The organism is Pelomonas parva (assembly GCF_043555835.1).
Lineage (GTDB): Bacteria > Pseudomonadota > Gammaproteobacteria > Burkholderiales > Burkholderiaceae_C > Pelomonas > Pelomonas parva.
Window position 1 is genome coordinate 435,692 of sequence record NZ_JBIGHV010000005.1, and the last position, 26,943, is coordinate 462,634.

Here is a 26,943-nt window from a genome sequence, read left to right on the forward strand (position 1 = left end):
GGGGGTGATTCTCACAGCCAGGTAATCGCGCCCTCTTCGGCGCTCAACACATTGCGTCGCAGACCCGCGAAGAGTTCGCGGCCCAGACCATGGGCATTGACGCCGGCTTCGCTGGGGTCGAGCTTGACGTTGTCGCGCGCGGCCCATTCGGCCTCGTCGACCAGCGCCGCCAGCACGCCGTTGACGGCGCAGACGCGCACCACGTCACCGTCGCGCAGCTTGGCCAGCGGGCCGCCGGCCAGCGCCTCGGGGCTGACGTGGATGGCCGCGGGCACCTTGCCCGAGGCACCGCTCATGCGGCCGTCGGTGACCAGCGCGACGCGGAAGCCCTTGCCCTGCAACACGGCCAGCGGTGGCGTCAGCTTGTGCAGCTCGGGCATGCCGTTGGCGTGCGGACCCTGGAAGCGCACGACGACGACGACGTCCTTTTCCAGCTCACCGTTCTTGAACGCGGCCAGCATGGCTTCCTGCGTGGTGAAGACGCGGCAAGGCGCCTCGATGGTGTGACGGTCCTCCGGCACGGCCGAAGACTTGATGACGGCCCGGCCAAGATTGCCGGCCAGCAGCTTCAAGCCGCCGGTGGCGCTGAAGGGCGCAGCGGCCCCGCGCACGACGCCGTCGTCGCTGCTCACGGCCGGCAAGGCCTGGCGAACGACCTCGCCGCCCTGCCCCACCGCGTGCGGCACGAAGGTGTAGGGCCGCAGGCTGTCGCCGCCGACGCTGAGCACGTCCTCGTGCATGAGGCCGGCGTCCAGCAGTTCGCGGATGACGAAGCTCGGGCCGCCAGCGGCCTGGAACTGGTTCACGTCGGCGCTGCCGTTGGGGTAGACGCGGGCCAGCAGCGGCACGACGCCGGACAGGTCGGAGAAGTCCGTCCAGTCGATCAGGATGCCGGCCGCGCGGGCCACGGCGACCCAGTGGATGAGGTGGTTGGTGGAGCCGCCGGTGGCCAGCAGCGCGGCCATGGCGTTGACGATGCAGCGCTCGTCGACGACATGCCCGATGGGCTTGGCCGCCTGGCCCGCAGCCAACGGGCCACGCCCGCTGATCTTCAGCGCCGTGGCGACGGCCTCGCGCGTCAGCGCCGTGCGCAGGTCGTCGTGAGGATGCACGAAGGCGCTGCCCGGCACGTGCAGGCCCATGGCCTCCAGCAGCATCTGGTTGCTGTTGGCCGTGCCGTAGAAGGTGCAGGTGCCGGCGCCGTGATACGCAGCGGACTCGCTCTTCAGCAGCTCGTCGCGGCCGACCTTGCCCTGCGCGTACAGCTCGCGCACCTTGGCCTTCTCGCTGTTGGTGATGCCCGAGCTCATCGGCCCGGCCGGCACGAAGACGCAAGGCAGATGACCGAAGTGCAGCGCGCCGATCAAGAGGCCCGGCACGATCTTGTCGCAGATGCCCAGCAGCAGGGCCGCGTCGAAGACGTCATGCGTCAGCGCGATGGCCGTGCCCATCGCGATGGTGTCGCGCGAGAACAGGCTCAGCTCCATGCCCGGCAGGCCTTGCGTGACGCCGTCGCACATCGCTGGCACGCCGCCAGCCACCTGCACCGTGGCGCCCAGGCGATGGGCCTCGGCGCGGATCTGCGCCGGGTAGCCCTCGTAGGGCTGGTGGGCCGACAGCATGTCGTTGTACGACGTGACGACGGCCAGATGCGGCGCCTTCTCGGCGACGATGCGCAGCTTGTCATTGGCCGGCAGCGCCGCCACGGCGTGCGCCACGTTGGCGCAGCCCATGCGCTCGAAGCCGCGCTGGCGGTTGCCCAACTGGGCGATGCGGGCAAGATAGTCACCGCGCAGCTTGGCGCTGCGCTCGCGGATACGCTCGGTGACTTCGATCAGGGTGGAATTCATGAGGTGTCTCCTGGCGCCTCGGTCTCGTAACCGGGCCTTGAGAATTTAAGTAACCATATTACTTGCCCCTGGAGGGGCGCGGGTTACGACCTGGGTACCGGCAGCACAAAATGAAGGCGATGGCGTTACCGGCAATCCACATTCCCCACGGCCCTGCGCGCAGCGCCCACCTGCTGCAGCGCACGACGGCCGAATGGCGGGCCAGCGGCGACGACCTGCTGCTGTTCGCCTACGGTTCGCTGATCTGGCGGCCGGAGTTCGAGTATGCCCAGGCGCTGCCGGCGAAGGTGCTGGGCTTTCACCGCGTGCTGCGCATGCGCTCGCGGGTGAACCGCGGCTCGCCGCAGGAGCCGGGGCTGGTGCTGGCGCTGATCTCGGGTGGCAGCTGTCGGGGCCTGGTCTACCGCATCCCCCGCGCCGCCGGCGAGGCGGCACTGCCGCAGCTGTGGGCGCGCGAGATGCCCAATGGCGTCTATGAACCGCGCTGGCTGAACTGCGACACGCCGATGGGCCGGCTGCGGGCGCTGGCGTTCACGCTGTCCCGACAGAGCCCCAACTGGACCGGGCCGCTGCATGAGCCCGAGTTGCTGCACATCTTCCAGCACGCCAGCGGCCGCTACGGCACGACGCTGGACTACCTGCTGCGCACCGTCCAGGGTTTGCGTGAGCACGGAATCCGCGACATGGAACTGGAGCGGCAGGCTCACCTGGCCGCGCAGCACGGCCTCTGCGCGCCGCTGTGACTCAGGTGCGCAACCGCGCCAGGTCCTCGACCGTGTCCACATCGATATGCACGCCGGGGTCGTCGACGGCAATCGGCTGGGCCGCATAGCGCGCCACGATGCGCCGCGCGCCTTCGTCGCCCTGCAAGGCCATCAGCTCGGAATACAGCTCGGTGCCAAAGCCCACTGGGTGGCCCTGGATGCCGCGGTATTGCGCGTAGCAGACCGGGTAGCGCTCCAGGCCTTGGGCCACGGCCAGCATGGTGGCGGGTCGCACCAGCGGCATGTCGGCCGGCAGGATGAGCCAGCCGTCCGCGTCACCCGTGGCGCTGACGCCCGCGACGATGGAATGCCCCATGCCGATGGGCTGGGGGCGGCCGTGCACATCGCGCTCGGGCAGCGTGACGACATCGCGCGCCGCGACCAGCAGGTGCACCGCCGGGGCGAGCGCCGGCGTCGTCACGACGACGACGGGCAGCTGCGTGGCAATGGCATGGCGCAGCGTGCGGGCCAGCAGGGAGTCCGCACCGTTCGAGCCGCTGATGGGCTGCTCCAGCTTGTGGCCCGCACCGCGAAACCGCGAGCCTCGGCCGGCAGCGAGCACCACGACGGCGGGGCGTCGCTTCATCATGTTGAGGGCCTGTCGGTCATTTGCTGCACTGCCACAAGCATGCCGAGTGACCTTGCGCTTGAAACTGGGACGTTCACTTAAGGGAAGGTCTGCATACTTCTGGCTATGACGAAACTCAGCGACTTCCGAAAAAACTACGAACTGGGCGAACTGGACGAGGCCGAGGCGGCGGACGGGCCGCTGTTTCTGTTCAACCGCTGGATGGACGAAGCCATTGCGCACGACGTGTCCGAGCCGACGGCGATGACGCTGGCCACGGTGGGCGCCAACGGCCGGCCGTCGACGCGCGTCGTGCTGCTGAAGGGCTGCGATGCGCGCGGCATGGTCTGGTTCACGAATTACGAAAGCCGCAAAGGTGAGGAGTTAGCGGTGAATCCGTGGGCCGCGTTGCAGTTCCACTGGGTCGAGATGGAGCGCGTCGTGCGCATCGAGGGCCGGGTCGAGAAGACGTCCGCGCAGGAGTCCGACGACTACTTCAAAAGCCGCCCGCTGGACTCGCGCCTGGGCGCCTGGGCCTCGCCGCAGAGCCGCGTCATCAACTCGCGTGCTGTGCTGGTGAGCAACGCCGCCAAGGCTGCGGTCCAGCATGGGCTGAGCCCCGAACGCCCGCCGCATTGGGGCGGCTATCGCCTGGTGCCGGAGCGCTTCGAGTTCTGGCAGGGCCGGCGTTCGCGACTGCATGACCGGCTGGTGTTCAGGCTCGACGCCTATGGATGGGCGCGCGAAAGACTCGCACCCTAGGGCCTGTTGCCGCTACGGCGGTAGGCCTGCTGCCGTAGCGGCAACAGGCCCTAATTGACCGCGTTGCCGTCCTCGACGCGGTAGTACAGGCCGTAGGGGTCGTCGTGCAGCACCGCCAGCACGCCCTCGACGACGACCGGCTCCAGCGTGTAGCGCACCGGCTTCTTCGTGCGCACCTCGACCATGCCCTCCGGCCCTGCGGGCACGCAGAAGGAGCAGCTCGTCGGCACCGAGGACAGCAGGAAGTGATGCTGCCGGTCGCCCGCCTCCAGCGGCGTCATGAAGCCCTGCACCCTGACCGTCTTGCGGTCCAGCGCCTGCACGGCGGCCGGGAAGGTCGGGATGATCTTCTTCTTCTCGGCGCGCGCTGTGACCTGGGACAGCAGTGTCCAGGACAGCACGTCGGCGCGCTCCTGCAGCGGCTTGAAGGGGCTGCGCGGGTCGTGGTAGCCGGGGCCCTGGCCGAGCGGAGGCGGAGTCTGTGAGAGGGCGGCGGCGGCCACGAGGCAGAGGGCGAGGAGGGGCTTGAACTTCATGATGGCGGGATTTTCAGCGCGGAGCTTGCAGCAAGGTCGTGACATCCAGACGATAGGCCCGCCACGCCGGCCAGGCGGCCGCCAGCAGCGCCAGCCCTGCGGCCAGCAGGGGCACCAGCCATTCGGCGTCACTCAGGCCCAGCGTGCCCAGGCGCAGCGACTGCCGCTCGGCCAGCAGCCGCTCCAGCAGCGCGACGAAGCCATGCCCCGCCGCCAGGCCCAGCAGCGTGGCCAGGCCGGCCAGCAGCAGCGCCTCCAGCGCGATCAGCGTGGCGACACGACGGGCCGGCGCGCCCAGCATGCGCAGCATGGCTAGATCGCCTTGGCGGGCGCGCACCGCGTGCAGTAGCGCCACCCAGACGGACAACCCGGCAGCGGCCAGCAGCACGATGCCGAAGCCGCGCAGGACCTCGGTGCCGGCGCCCACCAGCCGCATCAGCCGCGCCGTCTCCAGCGCCGGCGCCGCCGCCTGCAGCCCCTCCTGCGCATTGACCCAGCGCGGCAGCAGCGCTGCTGCCAGCGGGCTGCGGTAGCGCACCAGCGCCAGCGTGATCTCCCGAGGCTCGTCGTCGTGACCGTCATGGGCTTCGCGATGGTCGCCGTGCACCTCCCAGACCGAGGCCAGGTCGGTCAGCACGAGTCGGTCCAGCACGCTGCCCGACTCGGCCAGCACGCCGACGACCTCGAACTGGTGCTCGCCATGGGCGCCGCCACCCGCCAGCCCATGGCTGCCGGCAAACCGGTCGCCGAGCTTGAGACCGCTCGTGCGCGCGACCTCGGCGCCCAGCACCGCCTGCATGGGCTTCGTCCAGCGTGCGCCCTGCGAGATCTTGCCGCCGTAAAGATCGATGTACTCAGGTGTCGTGCCGGCGATGCGGTAGCCATTGAAGGAGTCGCCCAGCGACAGCGGCACCGCCTGTGCGACGAGCGGCTGCTGCTTCAGCAACTCCAGCGTCGCCAGCGGGATGTTGCCGGTCGGCGCATCGAGGTGGAAGACGCCGGCCAGCATGATCTGCATCGGGCTGCCCTTGGCGCCGACGACAAGGTCGATGCCGGCGAGGTCGCGCTTCAGCCCGGCCTCGACCTGGGCGCTGGCGCGCAGCACGAAGGTGACGGCGGCCAGGCCCAGCGTCAGCAGCAGCAGGTTGAGCGCGGTCGTCAGCGGGCTGGACCAGAGGTAGCGCCAGGCGAGGCGGATCATGTCGTGCCCTCGTCCGACCAGTACGTCGTGCGGCTGCCCGTGGGCATGGCAGACCGGCCGGCCGGCGACTCGCCGCGCAGCACCACCTCGGCCACGTCCTCCCGCGCACCCAGCGCCTCGATGACGCGGCCGTCATGGCTGGCGATGACCAGCGTGCAGCCCTCGCGCTCGGCCGCGTCCAGCAGCAAGGCCAGCATGTGCAGCGTGTGCTCGTCGTCCAGGCTGGCGCTGGGCTCGTCAGCCAGCAGCAGGCGGGGCCGGCGCATCAGCGCGCGAGCCAGCGCCACGCGCTGGGCCTGGCCGACGCTGAGCTGGTGCGGCCGGCGGTGGGCCAGTTCGACGATGTCCAGCGCGGCCATCAGTTCAGCCGCACGCGCCGGGTCGGCGCCCTGCCCTGCGGCCAGCGCCGGCAGCGCGAGGTTTTCGGCCACGGTCAGCGCTTCACTCAAATGCAGACGCTGCGGCACGACGCCGAGATTGGCCCCACGCCAGGCGTCCAGCGCACGCGGACTCAAGGCCGCCAGGTCGGTCCCCGCGACGTTCAGCTCGCCCCGCTGCACGCGCAGCAGGCCCGACAACAGCGCCAGCAGCGTCGACTTGCCCGAGCCCGACGCGCCGCGCAGCAGCAGGTGCCGCCCCGCCGGCAGCGCAAAGTCGCGGTACTCGATCTCGGCACCGCCCGCGTAGCGATGGCGCAACCCACCCCAGCTGAGCATCACTTCACGAGGCGCTTGAAGCTGGACAGGAACTTGTCCACCTTGCCAGCGACGACGAAGGCGCAGTAGCCCTGCTCCGGGTTGCGGGCGTAGTAGTGCTGGTGGTAGGCCTCGGCCGGGTGGTAGTCGGTCTCGGGCAGCAGCTCGGTGACGACGCGGCCACCGTGGTGGTCGTCGGCCTCCTTCAACACCTCGGCGGCGAGCAGGCGCTGCGCCTCGGTGTGCCAGTAGATGGCCGAACGGTACTGCGTGCCGACATCGGCGCCCTGGCGGTTCAGCGTCGTCGGGTCATGGATGGTGAAGAAGACTTCGAGCAGCTCGCGCAGCGAGACCTCGGCGGGGTCGAAGTCCAGCCGCACGACCTCGGCATAGCCCGTGTTGCCGCCGCAGACGGCCTCGTAGGTGGGCGCGGGCCCCCGCCCGTTGCTGTAGCCGCTCTCGACGCGGTGCACGCCGCGCACGCGTTCGTAGACGGCCTCCAGGCACCAGAAGCAGCCGCCGGCCAGCGTGATGCGTTCGAGATTCGTTGCGGGCATGGGTGACCTTTCAGTGGGCGGCAAGAGACAGTTCGACACGGGGGCGCCAGTCGGCCGCGCAAGCCCCGTTGCAGAGCTTGGGGGCGGCGAGGAAGACGCGGGCATTCGGCGCGCCACGGGCCAGCAGCGAGTCGCGCACGGCCACGGCGCGTGCGATGGCGAGCTGGCGCAAGGCCTCGTCGTCGACCTCGTAGCTGGCCATCAACAGGCCGCGCATCTGGGCGGGCGGCAGGTCCTTGGCCAGGCCCAGCACGTTGCGGGGCTTGTTGGGCAGCTTGGTGGCCGCATAGAGCCGCTGCAGCGCGGCCTCGGGCGTTGCCGCGTTCTCGGCCTTGAGCGCCGCAGCCAGACGCTGTTCGCGCAGCGCCGGCACCTCGGTCTCCGAGTCCGCCCAGCCGGTCAGCGTCAGCTGCACGCCGGGCTTGTCGGCGAGCAGCCTGGCGATGCGTTCGAGCTTGTCGGTGGCGGCCGGCTCCGCGCTGGCCGGCGCGAAGGCGATCTGCGCCTCCTCGGCCGAGTCGCTGCCGCTGAACAGCGAGAACGGCGACGTCAGCGCCTTGCCGATGAGGTTCAGCACCAGCTTCCAGACCAGCCCGCCGACGCTGAACTCGGGGTCGCTGAGCGAGCCGCTGACAGGCAACTGGATGTCGATGACGCCGTTGGCGTCCTTCAGCAGCGCGACGGCGAAGCGCACCGGCAGCGTCGTCGCATCGGGGCTGTCGACGCGTTCGCCGAAGGTCAGCTGGTTCAGGATGATCTGGTTGCTCGCCACGAGCTGCCCGCCGGGCTCGACCTTGTAGTTCAGCTTGGCGGACAGCTTGCCGCGGTCGATGGCATAACCCGCGTACCGGGCGGCATAGCCGGACAGCGGCGCCAGCTCGATGTCGCTGGCGTTGGCCTGCACGTCCAGCGCCAGCGGCGCGCCAGGCTTGAGCTGGCCGTCGATCTCCAGCAGCCCGGTGCCGGCGACCTTGCCGCGCACGGTCAGCGGCGCCATGGCCGCTCCGGCGGTCGAGAAGGCGCCCAGCGAGCCTTGCAGCTCGCTCAGGCGGGCGCTGTAGTTGGGCTTGACGAAGCGGTCGTTGAAGTCCACCAGGCCGCGATTGACGCGGATGCGTTCGATGGCCAACACAGGCTGCGGCGCCGATGCTGCCGGAGCCGCAGCAGCTGCTGAAGCTGCCTCAGCCGGGCCGATGTCGCGCAGGTTGAAGCGCCCCTGCTCGTTGACGATGAGGCGGGCGTAGGCGTCCTCCAGCAGCGCGTCGCGCACGTCCAGGCGCGGCGGCGCGCCGGGGGTCAGTGCGAGCTTGACGCCGTCCAGCTGCAGGGATTGCCAGCTCAGCAGGTCTTCACCGACGACCCGTTGGCCGTCGACGACGCGTGCCTGCAGCAGCGCGAGTGGGCCCAGGCGCAAGTCGCCGTCCAGCGCGGCCTGCCAGGCCCCGCCTGCCTGCTGGCTCGCGTTGACCTGCGCCTTCAAGCCCAGGTCGGCGCGCTGCAGTTGCAGGCCCCAGGCCGGGTCCAGGTAGGCGTTGAGAAGTTGCAGCGGCAACGCCTGCGACTGCAGCGTGCCGCTGGCCGTCAGCGGTGCCAGGCCGATGCGACCGTTCCACTGCAGGCCGCCCGCGCTGGCCCCGATGGGCTGGTCATTGGCGCCCAGCGCGGCGAGCTGGGTCGTGAGCTGGGCCTGCAGCGGCGCCGCAGCCGGCCAGCTGAGCGGACCCATTTGCAGGCGCAGCGGCTCGACGGCCAGCGCAACGGGCGACACGCCGGCCGGCACGGCGGCGTCGCGCCAGCGCAGCGCGCCGCGCTCCACTTGCACACCGGCGAGCTGGAGCTTCCAGGTCGGGCCGGGCGCCGATGCGGCGGGCTCGGCGGGCAGCAGCGCGGCCAGGTTGAGCCGGCCTTCGCTGTCGCGGGCGAGCTGGGCGCGCGGCGCGGCCAGCTTCAGCGTGCCCAGGCGCAGCGAGCGGCCGGCGGGGGCTATCTCGGCCTGGTCCAGCTGGGCGCTGGCCAGCGTCAGCAGCGGCTTGGTCGCCAGGCTCAGGCGGGCGTCGTTGACCTGCAGCTCGCGCAGCGTCAGCTTGGCGCGGTCTACGGCGCCTTCGGCCAGAGGGTCCTTCACGCTCAGCGTCGCCTTCGTCGACACATCGGCCGCGAGCCGGGCACCGCCAGGTAGCGGCAGCCAAGCGGCCAGGCGTTCAATCGCCAGCCCCTGCAATTCGGCCTCGGCCAGCAGCGACTCGGGCGACAGGCTGGCCTGCGCGGTCAGCGTGCCGTCGCCCAGGCGCAGACTGGCGTCGAGCTGGGTGGCCGCCTTCAGCGGCCAGGCGGCGGCGCCGAGCTTGAGCTGGATGGCCTCCAGGTCGAGGTCGCGCAGGGCGAGGCGACCCTCGTTGACCTGCAGCCCGGCCAGGCTGAACTGCCAGGGCGCGGCCGCCGCGCCGCCGCCGCTGCTGCGGGAGGCGCGGACGGGGCGGAGCCAGACGCTGGGCGAGTCCAGCAGGATCTGCCCGAACGCGAGCTGGCGGCGCAGCGGCTGTGCATCGGCCAGAGGCAGGCTCAGGCGCTTGAGGCTGAACAGCGGCTTGCCGTCGGGTTGGGTCAACGCCAGCTCATGCAGTTGCACCGCGCCGCTCAGCTTGACGCCAGGGGGTTGCCTGGGGCGCTCGGCAAAGTCCAGCGCCAGGTCGACGTCCAGCCGGCCGCCGGTCAGGCGCAGCGGCAAGCTGGCCGGTAGGTAGGCGCCCAGCGGCGCCAGGTCCAGCCCGGCCAGCCTGAACGACAGCCGCGCGCTGGCGTCGTCCTCGAAGGGCAGCACCTCGGCGCGGCTGTCGAAGGCGACACCGTCGAGCTTGCCGCTCAGCTGCGGCTGGACCTTGACCTTGACGTGCGACTCCAGCGTCGAGACGAACGGCAACGCCAGCTGCACCGCCGCCAGCTCGTGCTTGCGCTGAACCGGCCGGTCGTCGAAGAGCACACGGCCGTCGGTCAGCTCGATGTTGTAGACGGCGAACTCCGGTGCGGGCTCATCCGGCGCGGCCGGCTTGGCGGTGAAGCGTTCCAGCAGGTCGTCGATGTCGTAGTGGCCGTCGGCGAGGCGGGCCAGGCGCAGCTCGGGCCGCGTCAGCGAGACGGACTCGATGACGAGGCGGCCGTGCAGCAGCGAGCGCAGCGACAGCGCGGCGTCCACGCGGGCCAGCGTCAGCAGTGGTGGCCGGTCGGCTGCCGGGCCGTCGATGCGCAGGCCGTCCAGCACGACGGCCAGCCGCCATGGCTGGAAGTGCGCCTGCTCGACGCTCACCTTGCGGCCCAGCGCCTGACTGGCCTGCGCCATGCCGCTGCCGGCGATCCAGCCCGGCAGCGCCAGCGTCACGACCAGCAGCGCAAGCGTGAACAGCGCCGACAGCGCGGCCAGCGCCCAGAGGGCGGTGCGGAGGGAGAGGCGGGGAAGGGTCATCACGGCGGGCGCATTATTGTTGTCGGCGATGATGACGGCCGTGAGCATCGCCCTCGACTACGCCGGCTTCAAGACCCTGGTGCTGGCGGCAGCCCTGCCGCCGGCACCGCTGCTGCTGCTGTCCGCCTGGGGCGGCTGGCGCCTGAAACGGCAGCGGCGCGGCGGCGGCTGGCTGCTGGCCTTCGGCTTGCTGCTCACCTGGCTGTCGGCGACCGAGGCCGTGGGCGAACTGCTGAGCCGCGCCATCGGCCAGCCGGCTGTTCTCAGCCCCGCGCAGCTGGCCGCGCTGCGCGGGCAGCAGGACGGTGCCGTGCTGGTGCTGGGCGGCGGCGTGCGCCGACTGGTGCCGGAGTTCGGCATAGCCGCGCCCAGAGAAGTAACGGCAGAACGCCTGGCCTACGGCGTCTGGGCCGCGCGCCGCAGCGGCTGGCCGCTGGCCTTCACCGGCGGCATCGGCTGGACGGCCAGGGAGCTGCAGCAGTCCGAAGCCAGCATCATTGCCCGCGTCGCCGCCGAGGACTACGCCCTGCCCTTGCGCTGGGCCGAGAGCCAGTCGCGCGACACCCGGCAGAACGCGGCCAATACCTTGCCCTTGCTGGCCAGGGACGGCGTCAGGCAGGTGGTGCTGGTCACCCATGAAGCCCACATGCGGCGGGCGCTGCGGTCCTTCGAGGCCGAGGCAGCGCCGCTGGGCATGCGCATCCTGCCAGCGCCGGTGGGCCTGCGCGTCGATGCACTGAGCGACTTCAGCGACTGGTGCCCGTCAGCCGGTGGCTTCGAGCGGGTGCGCTATCTTGCCTACGAGATGCTCGCCTGGTGGGCGGGCCGCTGAACCGACCGAAAAAGTAGAAACCCCGCCGGGCTTGGAGGCCGGGCGGGGTCGGGTGGCTAGGCCACCTTGGGGCTCAAAGGCGATGTGCCGATGGGCTCCTGGCGCGCAAGGGATTGCGCCAGAGGGTTTGCCTGAAAAGGCAACTCAACAATAGGTGAGCGCCATCAGGCCTTCAAGAAGAGTTGCCCGAATAGCTCGTCGGCCCGTTTCGTGACTTCGGGAGGCAGCGTGATGCCGCGACCCCACTCGCGGGTCGTTTCGCCGGGCCATTTGTTGGTGGCGTCCAACCCCATCTTGCCTCCCAGGCCGCTGACGGGCGAGGCGAAGTCGAGGTAGTCGATGGGCGTGTTGTCCACCAGCGTGGTGTCGCGCACCGGGTCCATGCGGGTGGTGATGGCCCAGATCACCTCCTGCCAGTTGCGCGTGTCGATGTCGTCGTCGACGACGACGATGAACTTCGTGTACATGAACTGGCGCAGGAAGCTCCAGATGCCGAACATCAGCCGCTTGGCGTGCCCGGGGTAGGCCTTTTTGATCGACACCACGGCCATGCGGTAGCTGCAGCCCTCGGGCGGCAGGTAGAAGTCGACGATCTCCGGGAACTGCTTCTGCAGGATGGGCACGAAGACCTCGTTGAGCGCGACACCCAGGATGGCGGGCTCGTCCGGCGGCTTGCCGGTGTAGGTGGAGTGGTAGATCGGGTTTTTGCGCTGGGTCTGGCGGCTGATCTCGAAGACCGGGAACCAGTCCTGCTCGTTGTAATAGCCGGTGTGGTCGCCGAACGGGCCTTCCAGCGCGTGCAGGTAGCCGCCTTTCTCCTTCAGCGGCACGCCGCGCTCGCTGACGCCGCTGAAGCCGGGCGCTGCGGGAGGGATGTGGCCTTCGAGCACGATCTCGGCCGAGGCCGGTGCCTGCAACGGCTGGTTCTTGCCGACCCCGGTGTTGACCAGCTCGGTGCGCGAGCCGCGCAGCAGGCCAGCGAACTGGTATTCCGACAGGCTGTCGGGCACCGGCGTAACGGCGCCAAGGATGGTGGCCGGGTCGGCGCCCAGAGCGACGGCGATGGGAAACGGCTCGCCCGGGTGGGCCAGCGCATGGTCGCGAAAGTCCAGCGCGCCACCTCGGTGGGCCAGCCATCTCATGATGACCTGGCGGGGCCCGATCAGCTGCTGGCGGTAGATGCCAAGGTTCTGGCGGGTGCGTGTCGGGCCCCGGGTGATGACCAGACCCCACGTGATCAGGGGGGCTGCGTCATCCGGCCAGCAGGTCTGGATGGGCAGGCGGCCGAGGTCAATGTCGCTGCCCTCGAACACCTCTTCCTGGCAGGGCGCCTTGCGCTGCACGGCGGGCTTCATGTCCCACAAAGCCTTGGCCATCTGCAGCAGCTTGCCGGCGTCCTTCAAGCCCTTGGGCGGGTCGGGTTCCTTGAGGCTGGCCAGCACCCGGCCCACATCCCGCAAATCGGCCAGAGACTCAGCGCCCATGCCGAGTGCGACGCGGCGCGTTGTCCCGAAAAGATTGGTCAAGGCGGGGGTGGAAAACCCGGCCGGTGCTTCGAACAACAGCGCCGGTCCGCCGGCCCGCAGCACGCGGTCGCTGAGGGCCGTCATCTCCAGCACGGGCGAGACTTTTTCACGCACGCGTTTGAGCTCGCCCAGGCCCTCCAAGCCGGCGATGAAGTCCCGCAGGTCGCTGTATTTCATAACTGAAAGTAGTATTGAATGGCCGGAACGGCCTTGACTGGTTATCTTCCGACCGTAAAATCCGCCGCTTCGGGTTTCTACTGAAGCCGAACGGTGGGGCGCAGGCCAAACCGAAGCCCGTGAAATTATCACCGTCGCCCCTTCCAGACCGCCGAACGGCAGCCTGTGGCGGGCAGCGACCTCCAAGGAGCTGCATGACGACACGTCAAGACCTGATCACCCTGGCTCGCCACACACGGCAGTCGGTGTCGCTGTTCGTCAAGGACATCGGCAACGGCATGCTGGTCGTCAGCCACAACACGCTGGCGCTCGTCGGGCTGGCCGTGGTGGCGGTGCTGCTGGTGTTTTCGAGTCAGGCGGGGCTGCGCGAGAAGGTGGAGTCGGCCACCTTGGGTTGGCTGAACGCCCGCCACGAAGCCCGTGCGGAGGCCGATGGCAGCATGCTGCTGCCCGCCGAACCCGACGCGATTGCCCGGGCGACAGCCACGGACCCGCGCGAACTGAGCCGCCAGCAATCCGCCGTGGCCCACTGGCTGGCGCGCCGCTACAGCGTGGCGCCGGAGCCCATCAGCCGCCTCGTGCAGGAAGCCTGGGCAGTGGGCAGCCGCGCCAAGGTCGAGCCGACGCTGATCCTGGCCATCATGGCCATCGAATCGCGCTTCAACCCGTTTGCGCAGAGTCCTGTCGGCGCCCAGGGCCTGATGCAGGTCATGACCCGCGTGCACGACGACAAGTACGAGGCCTTCGGCGGCATCCATGCGGCCTTCGACCCGGTCACCAACCTGCGCGTCGGCGTGCAGGTACTGAAGGAATGCATCCACCGCGCCGGCAGCCTGGAAGATGGCCTGCGCTGGTACGTCGGCGGCGCCAACCTGCCCGAGGACACCGGCTACACCGCCCGCGTGCTGGCCGAACATGACCTGCTGAAGGCGGTGGCCGGTGGCCGCAGCGTGCACCCGGCAACCGTTGCGCGGCCCGCGCGCGAGCCCGCTTCGGCGCCTTTGGCTGCCGATTCTGAGCAGATCGCGCTGCTGCGCTGATTTACACTGGCCGCTCACGCGACTGGCGATCAGGGTCACAAGCTGACCTGAGGTGGGCCACCACCGGGGAGCGTGAGGCGGCTGTCTTCGATAGGGCAATCGCTTTCAGCCGTTCGCCTGGGCAGCCCAGTTCGTCACGCCAGCTCGTGAGCGCCTGGGATTCATCGCCTGACCTTCGGAAACACTGCCATGTTTGATCGCAACACCTCCACCCTCGCCCTGGTCGACCCCGAACTCTGGACCGCCGTCCAGAACGAGACCCGCCGCCAGGAAGATCACATCGAGCTGATCGCCAGCGAGAACTACACCTCGCCCGCCGTCATGGAAGCCCAGGGCAGCCAGCTGACCAACAAGTACGCCGAGGGCTACCCAGGCAAGCGCTATTACGGTGGCTGCGAGTACGTCGACGTGGCCGAGCAACTGGCCATCGACCGCGTCAAGCAGTTGTTCGGCGCCGAGTTCGCCAACGTGCAGCCCAACTCCGGTTCGCAGGCCAACCAGGGTGTGTTCTTCGCGCTGCTGCAGCCCGGTGACACCATCATGGGCATGAGCCTGGCCGAAGGCGGCCATCTGACCCACGGCATGGCGCTGAACATGAGCGGCAAGTGGTTCAACGTCGTCAGCTATGGCCTGGACGCCAACGAAGCCATCGACTACGACGCGATGGAAGCCCTGGCCCGCGAGAAGAAGCCCAAGCTCATCATTGCCGGCGCCTCGGCCTACTCGCTGCGCATCGATTTCGAGCGCTTCGGCAGAATAGCCAAGGAGATCGGCGCCTACTTCATGGTCGACATGGCGCATTACGCTGGCCTGATCGCAGCAGGCGCCTACCCCAACCCGCTGCCGCACGCCGACGTCGTCACGTCCACGACGCACAAGAGCCTGCGCGGCCCGCGCGGCGGCATCATCCTCACGAACGACGAGGCGATTGCCAAGAAGATCAACTCGGCCATCTTCCCCGGCATTCAGGGCGGCCCGCTGATGCATGTGATCGCAGGCAAGGCCGTGGCGTTCAAGGAAGCCCTGACGCCCGAGTTCAAGGCCTACCAGGAGCAGGTCGTCAAGAACGCCAAGGTGCTGGCCGAGACGCTGATCGAGCGCGGCCTGCGCATCGTCTCCGGCGGCACGGAAAGCCACGTCATGCTGGTCGACCTGCGCCCCAAGAACCTGACCGGCAAGGAAGCCGAGGCCATCCTGGGCGCCGCCCACATGACCTGCAACAAGAACGGCATCCCGAACGATCCGCAGAAGCCCATGGTCACCAGCGGTGTCCGCCTGGGCACGCCGGCCATGACGACGCGCGGTTTCAAGGAGGAGCAGGTTCGCCAGACGGCTCACCTGATCGCCGACGTGCTGGACAAGCCGCACGACGAGGCCAACCTGGCCGCCGTGCGCGAGAAGGTTGCCGCGCTGACGGCCGCCTTCCCCGTCTACCGCGGCTAAGCCGGGTCAATGCGCTGCCCGTTCTGCTCTCACACCGAAACCCAGGTCGCCGAGACCCGGGAATCGGATGAGGGCGACGTCGTGCGGCGCCGGCGCCGCTGCCTGTCCTGCGACAAGCGCTTCACGACCTATGAGCGGCCGGACATAGCCCTGCCCTCGGTCGTCAAGAAGGACGGGCGACGGGCCGATTTCGACGCCTCCAAGCTGCGTGCCTCCATGCAGCTTGCGCTGCGCAAGCGGCCGGTCAGCGTCGAGCAGATCGACGCTGCCATCAACCGCATCGAGGAAAAGCTGCTCGCCAGCGGCGCGCGCGAGATCGCGTCCACCCGGCTGGGCGAGCTGGTCATGCGCGAATTGAAGCGCATCGACAAGGTCGCCTACGTGCGCTTTGCGTCGGTCTACCGTAGCTTCGAAGACGTGGACGAGTTCCGGCAGCTGATCCGCGAGATCTGATCCGGGGTTTCCCTATCCCCCGTCAGGGGGAGGCGTGGGGGATGCCGTCCTCCCCTCCCCCCTCTTCACTCCGCCCTCGGGGGGAAAGACGCAGGGAGTGCTGCTTCCTAGAGTTCGTTCATCGACAACGAACCGCAGGAAGCCGCCATGAACCGCACCTCCACCACCCGCCGCAACAGCTTCGGTTTCACTCTGGTGGAGCTGTGCACCTGCCTGGGCATCACCGCCGCGCTGCTCGGCCAGGCTGTGCCGTCGTTGAGCAAGCTGCGCCAGGAGCAGGCCCTGCGCGGCGCCGCCAACGCCCTGGCCGGTGACCTGCGCCTTGCCCGCAGCGAGGCGGTCAATGCGGGCGAGTCGGTCTACTTCCGCGTCAGCGGCAAGGGTGCCAATGCCTGCTACGTGCTGCACACCGGCGCCCGCAACGACTGCGATTGCGCCGGCGGCCAGGCCGTCTGCAAGGCGCCGGGCAGCCAGGTCATCAAGGCCGAATGGTTGCCGACGAGCCAGGCTATGCGGCTGCGCAGCAATGCCGAGACGCTGGTGTTCCAGCATCGCCAGGGGCTGGTGACGCAGACCGGCAGCATCGAATTGAGCCTGGACAACGGCCCCGGCATCCGGCAGGTCATCGCCATCACGGGCCGCGTTCGCAGTTGCGCCACGGGCGCCAAGCTGGCTGGCATGAGCAACTGCGCCTGAGCCCCTCATTCGTGCGTGTTGGCGACCGACGGTGCGTATGCGGCGACGAGCGGCAGCACCGTAACCACTGAACCGACCCATGGTGCGGAAAATTGCACACATGCGACAACCGATCCATCCACGCCTGCGCTTTGGCGGTTTCACGCTCATGGAGCTGATGATCGCCGTCGTCGTGGTGGGCATCCTGGCTTCAATCGCCTATCCGGCGTTTACATCCACGATCCAGCGCAGCCGTCGCGCGGATGCCATCGCGGCGCTGTCGGCGCTCACGCAGGCACAGGAGCGCTACCGGTCCAACCATGCGGCGTATGCCGATTCGGTCGACACGCTTTCCGTGAACGTCGAGAAGGTCTACAAGTACTACGACGTCAGTTTTGCAGGCATCGGCGAGTCGGGCTTCAAGTCGGGTTATGTGGTCACGGCGACGCCGAAGCGTGGTGGCAGCCAGGCGTCGGACCGCGATTGCGCCACGCTCAGCATCAGGCTCGACGGCTCGATCTTCAAGTACGAGGCCGTGGATTCCAAGGGCGTGAGCAGCGCCAAGAACTGCTGGGGGCGCGATCATGGCTCTTCTTCGACCTAGTCATGTCCGTCGCGCCGGCGTCACGCTGGTGGAAATGCTCATCGGCGTGGCGATTCTGGGCGTTCTGCTTGCCGTGGCCGTCCCCTCGTTGAGCAACATGATGGAGCGCCGCCGCGTCGTCGCTGCGGCCGGCGAGATCGCCAGCATCTTCGTGCAGGCGCGGTCCGAAGCGACCAGCCTGGGCGGTAAGGTGAACATCCACCTGCAGCCCGTACCGGCAACCATCGGTGAATTCAGCTGTGTGCGCCTCAGCACCGATGACGTGATTGACGTCTGCCGCTGCAATCGCTCGGGGGAGCGTCTCTGTTCCGTCGGCAACGGCCGGCTGCTGCGCGAGTTCTTGCTGCCGAAGGATTCCTCGGTCACCTTCTCCGCAACTGGCGAATGGGTAGCCAGCAACCCCTATGTTGTCAATTTCATGCGGGGCAACTACGTGACCAACACCAACAACGTCCACGTGACGGTGATCGGCACGCGGACCCAGGCCAAGCTGCGCGTCGAGTACATCAGTTCCGGGCGGGTGCGTACTTGTTCGCCGGACGGCAGCATGAGCGGGTTTCCGACATGCGCAGCACAGGGGGGGGCATGACGTCCTTCCAGCAGCGCGGTCTGGGCCTTGTCGAACTGATGGTGGGCATCACCGTCGGGCTCATCGTCGCGGCGGGTGCCTCCATGGTCGCCGTCAACCAGATCAACGAGCACCGTCGGCTGATGCTGGAAACCCAGATTCAGCAGGACTTGCGCGCTGCGGCCGACCTGATCCAGCAGGACTTGCGCCGTGCCGGCTTCCGCGGCTTGCCCGGTCAAGGCGTGTGGTCGCCGCCGATGGCCGTCGGCACGCAGGCGGAAAAATCAGCGGGCGTGGTCACGGCCAACAAGTTTGTCGAGATGGTCAAGACGGAACGTAACGACGACGTCTCGCTGACCTATCTGTACGCCCGCGACGGCTCCACCGGCGAGCCGGTCGATGCCGACCACTTCGGCATCCGTTGGAACAAAGGCAAGGAAACGCTGTACGTGCAGATCGGCAGCCCGGGTGGCGCCGGCAATTGGCAGCCCATCACCGATCCTGAAAGTATCCGCATCACCGGCTTCAACATCGACATCGAATCCAAGCCGGTCGATCTGCCCGACTTCTGCGACAAGCCCTGCACCCCGGCCGCTGCGGGAGGGGTGACGGCCTGCCCGACCTTCGAGGTGCGCCGCGTCAAGTTCACGATCACCGCCGAGGCCAAGCACGACGCCAAGGTCAAGCGCACGCTGTCCAATGTCGGGCGCATGCGTGCCGACGTCATCAAGGGAGCCTGCCCCGCATGATGCCGCGCAGCCCCTCATCACCGCGCCGCGAACAGGGCGCCGCGACGCTGGTCGTCGTCATGGTGCTGTTCCTCGTGATGGCGCTTTTGGCGGCCTATGCCAACCGCAGCCTGTTGTTCGAGCAGCGCGTGTCGGGCAACTTCTTCCGCGCCAGCGCATCGCTCGAGGCATCCGAGGCCGGCATCGAATGGACGCTGGCCCAACTCAACGGCACAGCCGTCGACAACACCTGCAAGCCTGTTGCCGAAGGTGGTCAGCGCTTTTCCGACCGGTATCTGACGATAGATCCCGCCGACCGCCGTATCACATCCACCTCCGAAGACGCGATCGGCATCGTCGATTGCGCGCGCGACGTGGCGACGGACGCCTGGGTCTGCCGCTGCCCGGCGGCCACGGCCGCGAATTCGGCGCGGCCGGCGATCGTCGGCGGCGAACAGAGTCCCAGTTTCGGCGTTCTTCTCGAAGGCGGGCCGCGCGGCGGCACCCTGAGCCTGCTCATCACCGGCTGCACCACCAGTGCCCTCGAAGATTGCCAAGACAGAAACAAGGCCGCCGAGCGCAGCAAGGAGCAGGTGTCCAGGAATCTCCTGCAGGCCATGGTCGGCCTCGTCAGCGCGGTCCGCAGCCCACCGAACACGCCGCTGGTCGTGCGCGGCAATGTCGAGTCGACCGGCGCCGGCCTGGGCCTGCACAACACCGACGCGCTCGCCAACGGCATGCTTGCGGTGCTGGGCGGCAGTTGGAGCGGCATGGTCGATGGCCGGCTTGAGAGCGTGCCCGGCACATCGGTCGCCCAGACGGTGGTGCAGACCGACAGGACGCTGCAGGGCACTGCCGACGCAGAAGCGGTGTTCAAGATGTTCATGGGCGCCAGCAGCGCCAAGTACCAGGAGCACCCGGCTCTGCGCAGGCTCAGCTGCAACGGCGACTGCGCCCAGGCGATCGAGACCGCCTACAAGGCCGGCCAGCGCATGCTCTGGGTGGACGGCCCGTTGACGATCGGCAGCAACAAGGTGCTCGGCAGCATCAACGACCCGCTGCTCATCGTGGCCTCCGGCGACGTCACGCTGGACGGCGCCTTCCAGCTCAACGGCATGCTGGTGTCCTCCGGAGACGTCAGCTGGACCAACGCCGGTTCGGCGCCTTCGGTCATCAACGGCATCGTGCTGGTGGGCGGCGCCATGGTGACTGGAGGGCGCATGGACATCGTCTACCAGCAAGCCGTGGCAGATCAGCTGCGCAACCGCATGGGCAGCTATGTGCGGGTGCCCGGTGGCTGGATCGACAACCTGTGATGGCCATGCACTCCCTAGTCTTCCAATCACGCGGCGGCCGCACCTTCCAGCGCGGCGTGACCTTGATCGAGGCGCTCGTGGCGCTGGTGGTCATGTCCTTCGGCATGGTGGCGCTGGTGGGCCTGCTCAGCAACCTGCGCCAGAGCGGCGACCTGGCCAAGCAGCGCAGCGAGGCGATGCGCATCGCTCAGGCCGAGATTGAAACTTTGCGCGCCTTCTCGGTACTCAAGAAAGCCAGCGGCGCGGACCCTTCCGTCAGGGACTATGAAGACAACCTGCTCAAGGTGATCGCGGCCCGCACCGTCGTTGGCGAGAATTCAAACACCTCGTTCGTCGTCGAGCGCAAGGTGGTGCCCCTGTACGGCGTCACGGCGGCAGGCGAGACGGAGCCCCAGGCCATCAGGGGGCAGACGATCAAGGTGACGGTGACCTGGGAAGACCGCGGTGGCGGCGCGCAGAAGCTGGCCCTGGACACCGTCATCTCCCGCACCGATCCGGCCTTTTCCTTCGCGCTTGGTGTCACGCCACCCACCCATGGCGTGCGCACGCCAGACGGCCGCAACCCGGCAGTGCCACCTGGCGCCAAGGATCTCGGCAATGGCTCCAGCGCCTTCCGGCCCGGCGGTGGCAGCCCGGCTGTCTGGGTGTTCAATAACGCTTCGGGCGTCATCACAGGCCTTTGCGACATCGCGGTCGACACGGCGGTCTCGACGCTGACGCCGTCCAGCGTCGAGTCCTGCAAGAACAACACCATCGGCTATCTGGTCAGCGGCGCTATCCGCTTCTCCAGCAGCAATACGCCCCGGCCGGAGGCGCCAGACGGCACGGCGCGGCCGGTATCGATCTACGTCAACCTGATTCCCAGCGAGCACAAGGAAACGAAGGGCGGCCTCGAGGTTTTCGTTGGCGGACGCGACTACCCCCTCACGCCGAATCACGTGTGTTTCACCGACGCGCCCACGACTACGTCGTCGACGCAGACCTTCGTCAACTACAACTGCATCGTCTATCCCAACACTCAGACGCCGCGCAACTGGTGGGGCAAGGTGTACGTGACCGGTTTGGACCTCGGCACCTCCGCCACACAGTTCAAGGTCTGTCGCTACAGCGCCGACTACAACGGCAACGGCTACACCTACTGGGTGAACCCGGAAGCCGGCAAGCAGCCGTTCTTCAAGATCGACAACGAAGAGCATCCCGAGACTTACCGCGCCGTCAGCCATTCGCTGGCCCGGCAGAACTTCCTCGTCGTGCGCGGCGATGTGTCCTGCCCGTCGCGGGCCACGGCGACCGACCTCTTCATCGACTACGCCACCCACGAGATGCCGCTGCCGCCGGCCGCAGCGACCTCGCCCTGACCCTGGCTAGACTGGGCGGATGCCCGTCCTAGACACCTCCGCCGCGCTGCACCGCGCGCTGGCGCTTGCCGCCGAAGCCATTGGTCTGAGCGACCCCAATCCGCGTGTCGGTTGCGTCATCCTCGACGCTGATGGCCAAGAGCTGGGCGCCGGCCACACACAGGCCGCCGGCCAGGCCCATGCCGAGGTCATGGCGCTGCGCGATGCTGCGAAGCGCGGCCGGGACGTGCGCGGTGCAACGGCCATCGTCACGCTGGAGCCCTGCTCCCACCATGGCCGTACACCGCCCTGCTGCGACGCGCTGATCGCCGCCGGCATCGCGCGGGTCGTCGTCGCTGTGCAGGACCCCAACCCGCAGGTCGCCGGCCAGGGCCTGGCCCGACTGCGCGCCGCGGGCATTGCCGTTGACCTGGCCGAAGAGACCTTTGCCGACGCCGCACGCGAACTCAACATCGGCTTCTTCTCGCGCATGCAGCGTGGCCGGCCGTTCGTGCGGCTGAAGTCGGCCATCTCGCTGGACGGTCGCACCGCGCTGCCCGACGGCCGCAGCCAGTGGATCACCGGCGAGGCCGCACGCGCCGATGGCCATGCCTGGCGCAAGCGCGCCGGTGCGGTGCTGACCGGCATCGGCACCGTGCTGGCCGATGACCCGCGGCTGGACGTCCGCCTCGTGCCGACCGCCAGGCAGCCGCTGCGCATCGTGCTGGACCCGCAAGGCCGGCTGCCGGCCAGCGCACGCATCCTGCAGCCGCCGGGCGAGGCGCGCATCATCGGCCCGGGCCGTGCGGACCTGTCGACGCTGCTGGCCGAGCTGGGCGCGCAAGGCATCAACGAGCTGCATGTCGAAGCCGGCCCCGTCCTGTCCGGCGCCTTCATCGATGCCGGCCTCGTCGACGAACTCCTCATCTACCAGGCGCCGCTGCTGATCGGCGAAGGCCGGCCACTGGCCGCGTTGAGCCCACTTGCAGGGCTGGCCGATGCCCGCCGCTGGCGCTTCGTGGAAGCCACACCATTCGGCCAGGATCTGCGTCTCAGGCTGCGTCCAGCCTAGGGTCGCCACCTACAATCGCCGGCTATGCCCATCTCCCCCATTCCCGAGCTGGTGGCCGAGCTGGCCGCCGGTCGCATGGTCATCCTTGTCGACGAGGAAGACCGCGAAAACGAGGGCGATCTCGTCCTGGCCGCCGACCTCGTCACGCCCGAAGCCATCAACTTCATGGCCAAGCACGGCCGTGGCCTGATCTGCCTGACGCTGCCGCGGGAGCATTGCGAGCGCCTGCAGTTGCCGCCGATGACGCGCCGCAACGGCACTCAGCACGGCACGGCCTTCACCGTCTCCATCGAGGCCGCCACCGGCGTCACGACCGGCATCTCCGCTGCGGACCGCGCCCGCACCGTACAGGCGGCCGTCGCGCCCGGCGCCAAGGCCAGCGACCTCGTCCAGCCCGGCCACATCTTCCCGCTGCAGGCACAGGACGGCGGCGTTCTGATGCGCGCCGGCCATACCGAGGCCGGCTGCGACCTCGCCCACATGGCCGGCCTGTCGGCCACGTCGGTGATCTGCGAGATCATGAAGGACGACGGCACCATGGCCCGCCTGCCGGACCTGGAAGTCTTCGCCAAGGAACACGGCCTGAAGATCGGCACCATCGCCGACCTCATTGCCTACCGCAGCCGCCACGAGAGCCTCGTGCAGCGCGTCGCCGAGCGGCAGCTCAACACGGCCCAGGGCGAGTTCGCCTGCCAGGTCTTCACCGACCGCACGGGCGGCACGCACCTGGCACTGAGCCACGGTCAATGGACGGCCGAAGCGGAAGTCCTCGTGCGCGTGCACGAGCCGCTGTCGGTGATGGACCTGCTGGAAGCCGGCCCCTGCGGCCACTCCTGGGGACTGCCTGCGGCGCTCAGCGCGGTGAAGGCCAGCGCTGCTGGCGTCGTCGTGCTGCTGAACTGCGGCGAGGACGCCGCCGGCGTGCTGGCGCGTGCTCGCACCGAGAAGGCCGCCGCCCCGGTCAAGGGCGCGATGGACCTGCGCACCTACGGCGTCGGCGCCCAGATCCTGAAGTCGCTGGGCGTGCACCGCATGAAGCTGCTCGGCAGCCCGCGCCGCATGCCCAGCATGACCGGCTACGGCCTCGAAGTGACGGGTTTCGTCGCTCCCCCTACCCGCTGACACGAACGAGAGGCTAGCGATGCAAGACTCCGACCAAGGCCTGCCCAGTTTCGAGGGCGCCCTCGATGGCAGTGACCTGACCGTCGCCATCGTCCAGGCGCGCTTCAACGACGCCATCACCTCGTCGCTGGCCAGCGCCTGCCTGGCCGAGCTGTCGGTGTTGGGCGTGCCCACCGAGGCCATCCGCCACGTCACCGTGCCCGGCGCGCTGGAGGTGCCGCTGGCGCTGCAGGCGCTGGCAGAGACGAACGACTATGACGCCCTCATCGCGCTGGGCTGCATCATCCGCGGCGAGACCTACCACTTCGAGCTGGTCGCCAACGAGAGCGGCGCCGCCGTGACCCGCGTCGGCCTGGACCACGGCCTGCCGATCGCCAACGCCATCCTGACCGTCGAGAACGAGGCCCAGGCCTGGGCCCGCGCCGAACCCAAGGGCCGCGACGCTGCCCGCGTTGCCGTCGAGATGGCCAATCTGCTGAAAGAGATCGCGTGAACGCACCCCAGAAGACCGCCACCAAGACGGCCAGACCCGCCGGCAAGCGCCCGACCGTCAAGTCCGCCCGCCGCCGCTCGCGCGAGGCTGCGCTGCAAGGCCTCTACCAGTGGCTGCTGACCGGCGAGGACATCGGTGCCATCGTCGCCCTGGGCCGCGAGCAGGACGGCTACGCAAAGCTCGACCTCAAGCACTACGACGCCTTGCTGACCGGCTGCGTCAACGAGGCCGTTGACCTCGACGCCATCCTGTCGCGCCATGTCGACCGCAAGACCACCGAGCTGTCGCCCATCGAGCACGCCATCCTGATGATCGGTGCCTACGAGTTGCAGCACTGCCTGGACATTCCCTACCGCGTCGCGATCAACGAAGCCGTCGAGCTGGCCAAATCCTTCGGCGGCACCGATGGCCACAAGTACGTCAACGGTGTGCTGGACCGTGCGGCCGGCGACCTGCGGCCCTCTGAGGTCGCAGCCAAGCGCTGATGAAACTGGCAGGGCGCCTCGACCGCATCGAGCCCTTCTACGTGATGGAGCTGGCCAAGGCTGCGGCGCAGGTCGCGGCCGGGCCGCTGTGCGACCCGGCCCAGGGCGGCCGGCGCATGATCCGCCTCAATATCGGTGAACCTGACTTCGGCCCCGCGCCGGCCGTGCGCGAGGCCGTCACCCGCATAGCCAACGGCCCCACGCCTTACACCGACGCCCTCGGCCTGCCGGCGCTGCGAGAAGCCATCTCCCAGTGGTACGCCCAGCGCTATGGCCTGATCATCGCGCCCGAGCGCATCGCCATCACGGCCGGTGCGTCGGCCGGCCTGCAGCTCGCCTGCCTCGCCCTCTTCGAGCGTGGCGACGAGGTGCTGATGCCCGACCCCTGCTACCCCTGCAACCGCCATTTCGTGACAGCGGCGGACGCCACGCCGCGCCTGCTGCCGACCGGCGCGGCCGAGCGCTTCCAGCTGGACGCCAGTCAGGTGCACGACGCCTGGACGCCGGCCACGCGCGGCGTGCTGCTGGCCTCGCCCAGCAACCCGACCGGCACGTCCATCGCGCCCGAGGTGCTGGCCGATATCGCCGGCTTCGTGCGCGAGCGCGGTGGCGTGACGGTCGTCGACGAGATCTACCTGCCGCTGAGCTACGACGAGCATTTCAGCCACAGCGCCTTGGCGCTCGGCGACGACATCGTCTCCGTCAATAGCTTCTCCAAGTACTTCGGCATGACCGGCTGGCGGCTGGGCTGGCTGGTGCTGCCCCCTGCCCTGGTTCCGGCCATCGAGCGGCTGGCGCAGAACCTCTACATCTGCCCGTCCACGCTGGCGCAGATGGCGGCGCTCTCGGCCTTCGAGCCCGCCTCCATCGCCGAGTTCGAGCGCCGCCGCAACGTGCTGCGCGAGCGCCGCGACTACGTGGTGTCGGCCCTCAACGACCTCGGCCTGACCGTGCCCGTCGCGCCCGACGGCGCCTTCTACGCCTGGATGGACATCAGCCGCCATCACGCCGACAGCTGGGCCTTCGCCCACGAGCTGCTGCAGAGCGCCCAGGTCGCACTGACGCCGGGCCGCGACTTTGGCTTGGCCGAACCGCAGCGCTGGATGCGCCTGTCCTTCGCGTCGTCGATGGACGACTTGCACGAAGCCATGCGCCGTCTTCGCGAGGTGCTCTCGTGAGCTTCGAGTTCCCGATCCGTGTCTACTGGGAAGATACCGACGCAGGCGGCATCGTCTTCTATGCCAACTACCTGAAGTTCTTCGAGCGCGCCCGCACTGAGTGGCTGCGCGCGGCGGGCGTGGAGCAGCACCAGCTGCGTGAAGACACCGGCCTCATCTTCGTCGTCGCCGCGACCAACATGCGCTATGCCGCGCCGGCCCGCCTCGACGACCTGCTGACCATCACCGTCGAACCCGAACCTGCCGGCCGCGCCAGCCTCGTCGTGCGCCAGCGCGCGCTGCGCGGCGGCACGCTGCTTGCCGAAGGCGAGATCCGCATCGGCTGCGTGCGCGCCGACGACCTGAAACCCCAACGCCTGCCCGACTCCGTCGTGGCCGCGATCACCGCATGAACCAAGACCTGTCCATCGTCTCCCTGATCCTGCATGCCAGCCTGGCCGTGCAGCTCGTCATCGCGGGCCTGCTGATCGTGTCGATCGCGAGCTGGAGCGTCATCTTCGGCAAGCTCATCGGCCTGGGCCAGATCAAGCGCCGCAACGACGCCTTCGAGGCCGAGTTCTGGAGCGGCAAGAACCTCAACGAGCTCTACCAGGCCGTCGGCAGCCGCACCGACGGCGCGCCGCTGGAGCGAATCTTCGCGTCCGGCATGCGTGAGTTCATGAAGCTGCGCGAGAAGCGCGTGACCGACGCCGGCATGCTGCTCGACGCCGCCCGCCGCGCCATGCGCGCCAGCTTCCACCGCGAGCTGGACGCGATGGAGAGCAACCTCTCCTTCCTCGCGTCGGTGGGCTCGGTGTCGCCCTATGTGGGCCTGTTCGGCACCATCTGGGGGATCATGCATGCCTTCGTCGGCCTGTCCAACCTGACCCAGGTGACGCTGGCCACGGTGGCGCCTGGCATCGCCGAAGCGCTGGTCGCCACGGCCATCGGCCTGTTCGCCGCCATCCCGGCCGTGCTCGCCTACAACCGCTTCGCACGCCAGATCGACCGCAGCGCGATCACGCTGGAGACCTTCATCGAAGAGTTCTCCAACATCCTGCAACGCAACGCCTCGCAGAACTGATGGCTTCCGTCTCCGCCCGTGGCGGCCGCCGGCGCCGCACGATGAACGAGATCAACATGGTCCCGTTCATCGACGTGATGTTGGTGCTGCTCATCATCTTCATGGTCAGCGCGCCGCTGATCACGACCGGCATGGTCGACCTGCCCAGCGTCGGCAAGAGCCGCCAGCAGCCCGAACACGTCATCCAGATCATCGTCGGCACCGACGAGCAGCTGAAGATCAAGGTCGACCAGCTGGAACCCGAGAGCATCCCGGCCAACCGCCTGGCCGAGCGCGTCAAGAAGGCGCAGGGCAAGGACGCGAACAACCCCGTCGTCATCTCCGCCGACAAGAACGTCAAGTACGAGGCCGTCGTGCAAGTCATGGACACGCTGCAGCGCGCCGGCATTCAGCGCGTCGGCCTGGCCGTGAAGAGCGGCGCCGCCGCCAATTGAGCCG

The 26,943-nt window shown here is 68.8% G+C and carries 28 protein-coding genes and 1 riboswitch; of the genes, 20 read left to right on the top strand and 8 right to left on the bottom strand.

The genetic code is table 11. The features are described 5' to 3' along the window. Nucleotides 1–11 precede the first annotated feature (11 nt). Entirely contained in the window at nt 12–1,850 is a 1,839-nt protein-coding gene (edd, locus tag ACG00Y_RS15815) for a phosphogluconate dehydratase (protein WP_394480424.1), read from the bottom strand. A gap of 119 nt (nt 1,851–1,969) precedes the next feature. On the opposite strand from edd, the gene ACG00Y_RS15820 reads away from it, so the two are divergent. After that, nucleotides 1,970–2,593 (top strand): gamma-glutamylcyclotransferase, encoded by a 624-nt coding sequence (locus ACG00Y_RS15820; protein ID WP_394480426.1) that lies wholly within the window; start codon nt 1,970–1,972, stop codon nt 2,591–2,593. Nucleotide 2,594: 1 nt separating this feature from the next. On the opposite strand, the gene ACG00Y_RS15825 is transcribed toward ACG00Y_RS15820, so the two are convergent. Beyond that, nucleotides 2,595–3,200, bottom strand: a complete 606-nt coding sequence (locus ACG00Y_RS15825; protein WP_394480428.1) for a nucleotidyltransferase family protein — start codon at nt 3,198–3,200, stop codon at nt 2,595–2,597. A 108-nt stretch (nt 3,201–3,308) separates the two neighbouring features. Here ACG00Y_RS15825 and pdxH point away from each other — a divergent pair, with 108 nt between their 5' ends. Beyond that, nucleotides 3,309–3,944, top strand: a complete 636-nt coding sequence (gene pdxH / locus ACG00Y_RS15830; protein ID WP_394480430.1) for a pyridoxamine 5'-phosphate oxidase — start codon at nt 3,309–3,311, stop codon at nt 3,942–3,944. A gap of 50 nt (nt 3,945–3,994) precedes the next feature. On the opposite strand, the gene ACG00Y_RS15835 is transcribed toward pdxH, so the two are convergent. From ACG00Y_RS15835 to ACG00Y_RS15855, 5 genes are read right to left on the bottom strand one after another with little or no spacing between them, the layout of a single operon-like run. Next, nucleotides 3,995–4,480, bottom strand: a complete 486-nt coding sequence (locus tag ACG00Y_RS15835) for a DUF3299 domain-containing protein (protein ID WP_394480432.1) — start codon at nt 4,478–4,480, stop codon at nt 3,995–3,997. 13 nt (nt 4,481–4,493) lie between these two features. Beyond that, nucleotides 4,494–5,681, bottom strand: a complete 1,188-nt coding sequence (locus ACG00Y_RS15840; RefSeq protein ID WP_394480433.1) for an ABC transporter permease — start codon at nt 5,679–5,681, stop codon at nt 4,494–4,496. Beyond that, nucleotides 5,678–6,397 (bottom strand): ABC transporter ATP-binding protein, encoded by a 720-nt coding sequence (locus ACG00Y_RS15845; protein ID WP_394480435.1) that lies wholly within the window; start codon nt 6,395–6,397, stop codon nt 5,678–5,680. The genes ACG00Y_RS15840 and ACG00Y_RS15845 overlap by 4 nt, the downstream gene beginning before the upstream one ends. Next, nucleotides 6,397–6,933, bottom strand: coding sequence for a peptide-methionine (S)-S-oxide reductase MsrA (msrA, locus tag ACG00Y_RS15850; RefSeq protein ID WP_394480436.1), 537 nt, complete (start codon nt 6,931–6,933; stop codon nt 6,397–6,399). The genes ACG00Y_RS15845 and msrA overlap by 1 nt, the downstream gene beginning before the upstream one ends. 10 nt (nt 6,934–6,943) lie before the next feature. Then, nucleotides 6,944–10,393 carry a DUF748 domain-containing protein gene (locus tag ACG00Y_RS15855; protein ID WP_394480438.1) on the bottom strand — a complete coding sequence of 1,150 codons (3,450 nt, stop codon included), beginning with the start codon at nt 10,391–10,393 and terminating at the stop codon, nt 6,944–6,946. Nucleotides 10,394–10,433: 40 nt separating this feature from the next. On the opposite strand from ACG00Y_RS15855, the gene ACG00Y_RS15860 reads away from it, so the two are divergent. Further along, nucleotides 10,434–11,225: a YdcF family protein gene (locus ACG00Y_RS15860; protein WP_394480440.1), complete on the top strand. Its 792-nt coding sequence runs from the start codon at nt 10,434–10,436 to the stop codon at nt 11,223–11,225. Between the two features lie 164 nt (nt 11,226–11,389). Here ACG00Y_RS15860 and ubiD read toward each other — a convergent pair whose 3' ends face one another. Next, complete coding sequence (ubiD, locus tag ACG00Y_RS15865) at nt 11,390–12,928, bottom strand: 4-hydroxy-3-polyprenylbenzoate decarboxylase (RefSeq protein WP_394480442.1); 1,539 nt, start codon at nt 12,926–12,928, stop codon at nt 11,390–11,392. A gap of 194 nt (nt 12,929–13,122) precedes the next feature. On the opposite strand from ubiD, the gene ACG00Y_RS15870 reads away from it, so the two are divergent. From ACG00Y_RS15870 to tolR, 17 genes are all read left to right on the top strand, one after another. Beyond that, nucleotides 13,123–13,968 carry a lytic transglycosylase domain-containing protein gene (locus ACG00Y_RS15870; RefSeq protein WP_394480444.1) on the top strand — a complete coding sequence of 282 codons (846 nt, stop codon included), beginning with the start codon at nt 13,123–13,125 and terminating at the stop codon, nt 13,966–13,968. An 8-nt stretch (nt 13,969–13,976) separates the two neighbouring features. Beyond that, a riboswitch (ZMP/ZTP riboswitch) is annotated at nt 13,977–14,098 on the top strand. A gap of 59 nt (nt 14,099–14,157) precedes the next feature. After that, a complete protein-coding gene (gene glyA, locus ACG00Y_RS15875) occupies nt 14,158–15,411 on the top strand; it encodes a serine hydroxymethyltransferase (RefSeq protein ID WP_394480446.1) in 1,254 nt (417 codons plus the stop codon). Nucleotides 15,412–15,420: 9 nt separating this feature from the next. Further along, nucleotides 15,421–15,864, top strand: a complete 444-nt coding sequence (gene nrdR, locus ACG00Y_RS15880) for a transcriptional regulator NrdR (protein ID WP_119046304.1) — start codon at nt 15,421–15,423, stop codon at nt 15,862–15,864. Between the two features lie 147 nt (nt 15,865–16,011). Then, entirely contained in the window at nt 16,012–16,560 is a 549-nt protein-coding gene (locus ACG00Y_RS15885; RefSeq protein ID WP_394480448.1) for a GspH/FimT family pseudopilin, read from the top strand. 100 nt (nt 16,561–16,660) lie between these two features. After that, a complete protein-coding gene (locus tag ACG00Y_RS15890; RefSeq protein ID WP_394480450.1) occupies nt 16,661–17,143 on the top strand; it encodes a type IV pilin protein in 483 nt (160 codons plus the stop codon). Continuing rightward, nucleotides 17,124–17,732 (top strand): pilus assembly FimT family protein, encoded by a 609-nt coding sequence (locus ACG00Y_RS15895; RefSeq protein ID WP_394480452.1) that lies wholly within the window; start codon nt 17,124–17,126, stop codon nt 17,730–17,732. The genes ACG00Y_RS15890 and ACG00Y_RS15895 overlap by 20 nt, the downstream gene beginning before the upstream one ends. Then, nucleotides 17,729–18,460, top strand: a complete 732-nt coding sequence (locus ACG00Y_RS15900; RefSeq protein WP_394480454.1) for a PilW family protein — start codon at nt 17,729–17,731, stop codon at nt 18,458–18,460. Before ACG00Y_RS15895 ends, ACG00Y_RS15900 begins: the two co-directional genes overlap by 4 nt. Then, nucleotides 18,457–19,755: a PilX N-terminal domain-containing pilus assembly protein gene (locus ACG00Y_RS15905; RefSeq protein WP_394480456.1), complete on the top strand. Its 1,299-nt coding sequence runs from the start codon at nt 18,457–18,459 to the stop codon at nt 19,753–19,755. The genes ACG00Y_RS15900 and ACG00Y_RS15905 overlap by 4 nt, the downstream gene beginning before the upstream one ends. A gap of 5 nt (nt 19,756–19,760) precedes the next feature. Then, the gene (locus tag ACG00Y_RS15910) at nt 19,761–21,113 is read left to right on the top strand and encodes a type IV pilus modification PilV family protein (protein WP_394480458.1); all 1,353 of its coding nucleotides are present in this window, start codon (nt 19,761–19,763) and stop codon (nt 21,111–21,113) included. A 19-nt stretch (nt 21,114–21,132) separates the two neighbouring features. Continuing rightward, a complete protein-coding gene (gene ribD / locus ACG00Y_RS15915; protein ID WP_394480460.1) occupies nt 21,133–22,164 on the top strand; it encodes a bifunctional diaminohydroxyphosphoribosylaminopyrimidine deaminase/5-amino-6-(5-phosphoribosylamino)uracil reductase RibD in 1,032 nt (343 codons plus the stop codon). Nucleotides 22,165–22,188: 24 nt separating this feature from the next. After that, the gene (ribBA, locus tag ACG00Y_RS15920) at nt 22,189–23,286 is read left to right on the top strand and encodes a bifunctional 3,4-dihydroxy-2-butanone-4-phosphate synthase/GTP cyclohydrolase II (RefSeq protein WP_394480462.1); all 1,098 of its coding nucleotides are present in this window, start codon (nt 22,189–22,191) and stop codon (nt 23,284–23,286) included. Between the two features lie 19 nt (nt 23,287–23,305). Beyond that, entirely contained in the window at nt 23,306–23,779 is a 474-nt protein-coding gene (gene ribH / locus ACG00Y_RS15925; protein WP_394480464.1) for a 6,7-dimethyl-8-ribityllumazine synthase, read from the top strand. Further along, entirely contained in the window at nt 23,776–24,264 is a 489-nt protein-coding gene (gene nusB, locus ACG00Y_RS15930) for a transcription antitermination factor NusB (protein ID WP_394480466.1), read from the top strand. The genes ribH and nusB overlap by 4 nt, the downstream gene beginning before the upstream one ends. Next, nucleotides 24,264–25,442 (top strand): pyridoxal phosphate-dependent aminotransferase, encoded by a 1,179-nt coding sequence (locus ACG00Y_RS15935; protein ID WP_394480468.1) that lies wholly within the window; start codon nt 24,264–24,266, stop codon nt 25,440–25,442. The genes nusB and ACG00Y_RS15935 overlap by 1 nt, the downstream gene beginning before the upstream one ends. Beyond that, on the top strand, nt 25,439–25,834 hold the full coding sequence (gene ybgC / locus ACG00Y_RS15940) for a tol-pal system-associated acyl-CoA thioesterase (RefSeq protein ID WP_394480470.1): 396 nt from the start codon (nt 25,439–25,441) through the stop codon (nt 25,832–25,834). The genes ACG00Y_RS15935 and ybgC overlap by 4 nt, the downstream gene beginning before the upstream one ends. Further along, nucleotides 25,831–26,505, top strand: a complete 675-nt coding sequence (gene tolQ, locus ACG00Y_RS15945) for a protein TolQ (protein ID WP_394480472.1) — start codon at nt 25,831–25,833, stop codon at nt 26,503–26,505. Before ybgC ends, tolQ begins: the two co-directional genes overlap by 4 nt. Beyond that, nucleotides 26,505–26,939, top strand: a complete 435-nt coding sequence (tolR, locus tag ACG00Y_RS15950; protein WP_394480474.1) for a protein TolR — start codon at nt 26,505–26,507, stop codon at nt 26,937–26,939. The genes tolQ and tolR overlap by 1 nt, the downstream gene beginning before the upstream one ends. The last annotated feature ends 4 nt before the right edge of the window (nt 26,940–26,943 follow it).

Excerpts from the sequence above, each read along its gene's own strand:
- ribH (WP_394480464.1), top strand. The coding sequence starts at position 23,306 with ATGCAAGACTCCGACCAAGGCCTGCCCAGTTTCGAGGGCGCCCTCGAT.
- ACG00Y_RS15900 (WP_394480454.1), top strand. The coding sequence starts at position 17,729 with ATGACGTCCTTCCAGCAGCGCGGTCTGGGCCTTGTCGAACTGATGGTG.
- tolQ (WP_394480472.1), top strand. The coding sequence starts at position 25,831 with ATGAACCAAGACCTGTCCATCGTCTCCCTGATCCTGCATGCCAGCCTG.
- ACG00Y_RS15820 (WP_394480426.1), top strand. The coding sequence starts at position 1,970 with ATGGCGTTACCGGCAATCCACATTCCCCACGGCCCTGCGCGCAGCGCC.
- ribD (WP_394480460.1), top strand. The coding sequence starts at position 21,133 with ATGCCCGTCCTAGACACCTCCGCCGCGCTGCACCGCGCGCTGGCGCTT.
- pdxH (WP_394480430.1), top strand. The coding sequence starts at position 3,309 with ATGACGAAACTCAGCGACTTCCGAAAAAACTACGAACTGGGCGAACTG.
- ACG00Y_RS15935 (WP_394480468.1), top strand. The coding sequence starts at position 24,264 with ATGAAACTGGCAGGGCGCCTCGACCGCATCGAGCCCTTCTACGTGATG.
- ACG00Y_RS15845 (WP_394480435.1), bottom strand. The coding sequence starts at position 6,397 with ATGCTCAGCTGGGGTGGGTTGCGCCATCGCTACGCGGGCGGTGCCGAG.
- ACG00Y_RS15890 (WP_394480450.1), top strand. The coding sequence starts at position 16,661 with ATGCGACAACCGATCCATCCACGCCTGCGCTTTGGCGGTTTCACGCTC.
- ACG00Y_RS15825 (WP_394480428.1), bottom strand. The coding sequence starts at position 3,200 with ATGAAGCGACGCCCCGCCGTCGTGGTGCTCGCTGCCGGCCGAGGCTCG.
- ACG00Y_RS15870 (WP_394480444.1), top strand. The coding sequence starts at position 13,123 with ATGACGACACGTCAAGACCTGATCACCCTGGCTCGCCACACACGGCAG.
- tolR (WP_394480474.1), top strand. The coding sequence starts at position 26,505 with ATGGCTTCCGTCTCCGCCCGTGGCGGCCGCCGGCGCCGCACGATGAAC.
- ACG00Y_RS15895 (WP_394480452.1), top strand. The coding sequence starts at position 17,124 with ATGGCTCTTCTTCGACCTAGTCATGTCCGTCGCGCCGGCGTCACGCTG.
- ACG00Y_RS15835 (WP_394480432.1), bottom strand. The coding sequence starts at position 4,480 with ATGAAGTTCAAGCCCCTCCTCGCCCTCTGCCTCGTGGCCGCCGCCGCC.
- ACG00Y_RS15910 (WP_394480458.1), top strand. The coding sequence starts at position 19,761 with ATGCACTCCCTAGTCTTCCAATCACGCGGCGGCCGCACCTTCCAGCGC.
- ACG00Y_RS15905 (WP_394480456.1), top strand. The coding sequence starts at position 18,457 with ATGATGCCGCGCAGCCCCTCATCACCGCGCCGCGAACAGGGCGCCGCG.
- ubiD (WP_394480442.1), bottom strand. The coding sequence starts at position 12,928 with ATGAAATACAGCGACCTGCGGGACTTCATCGCCGGCTTGGAGGGCCTG.
- ACG00Y_RS15855 (WP_394480438.1), bottom strand. The coding sequence starts at position 10,393 with ATGACCCTTCCCCGCCTCTCCCTCCGCACCGCCCTCTGGGCGCTGGCC.
- ACG00Y_RS15885 (WP_394480448.1), top strand. The coding sequence starts at position 16,012 with ATGAACCGCACCTCCACCACCCGCCGCAACAGCTTCGGTTTCACTCTG.
- glyA (WP_394480446.1), top strand. The coding sequence starts at position 14,158 with ATGTTTGATCGCAACACCTCCACCCTCGCCCTGGTCGACCCCGAACTC.
- ACG00Y_RS15840 (WP_394480433.1), bottom strand. The coding sequence starts at position 5,681 with ATGATCCGCCTCGCCTGGCGCTACCTCTGGTCCAGCCCGCTGACGACC.
- nrdR (WP_119046304.1), top strand. The coding sequence starts at position 15,421 with ATGCGCTGCCCGTTCTGCTCTCACACCGAAACCCAGGTCGCCGAGACC.
- edd (WP_394480424.1), bottom strand. The coding sequence starts at position 1,850 with ATGAATTCCACCCTGATCGAAGTCACCGAGCGTATCCGCGAGCGCAGC.
- msrA (WP_394480436.1), bottom strand. The coding sequence starts at position 6,933 with ATGCCCGCAACGAATCTCGAACGCATCACGCTGGCCGGCGGCTGCTTC.
- ribBA (WP_394480462.1), top strand. The coding sequence starts at position 22,189 with ATGCCCATCTCCCCCATTCCCGAGCTGGTGGCCGAGCTGGCCGCCGGT.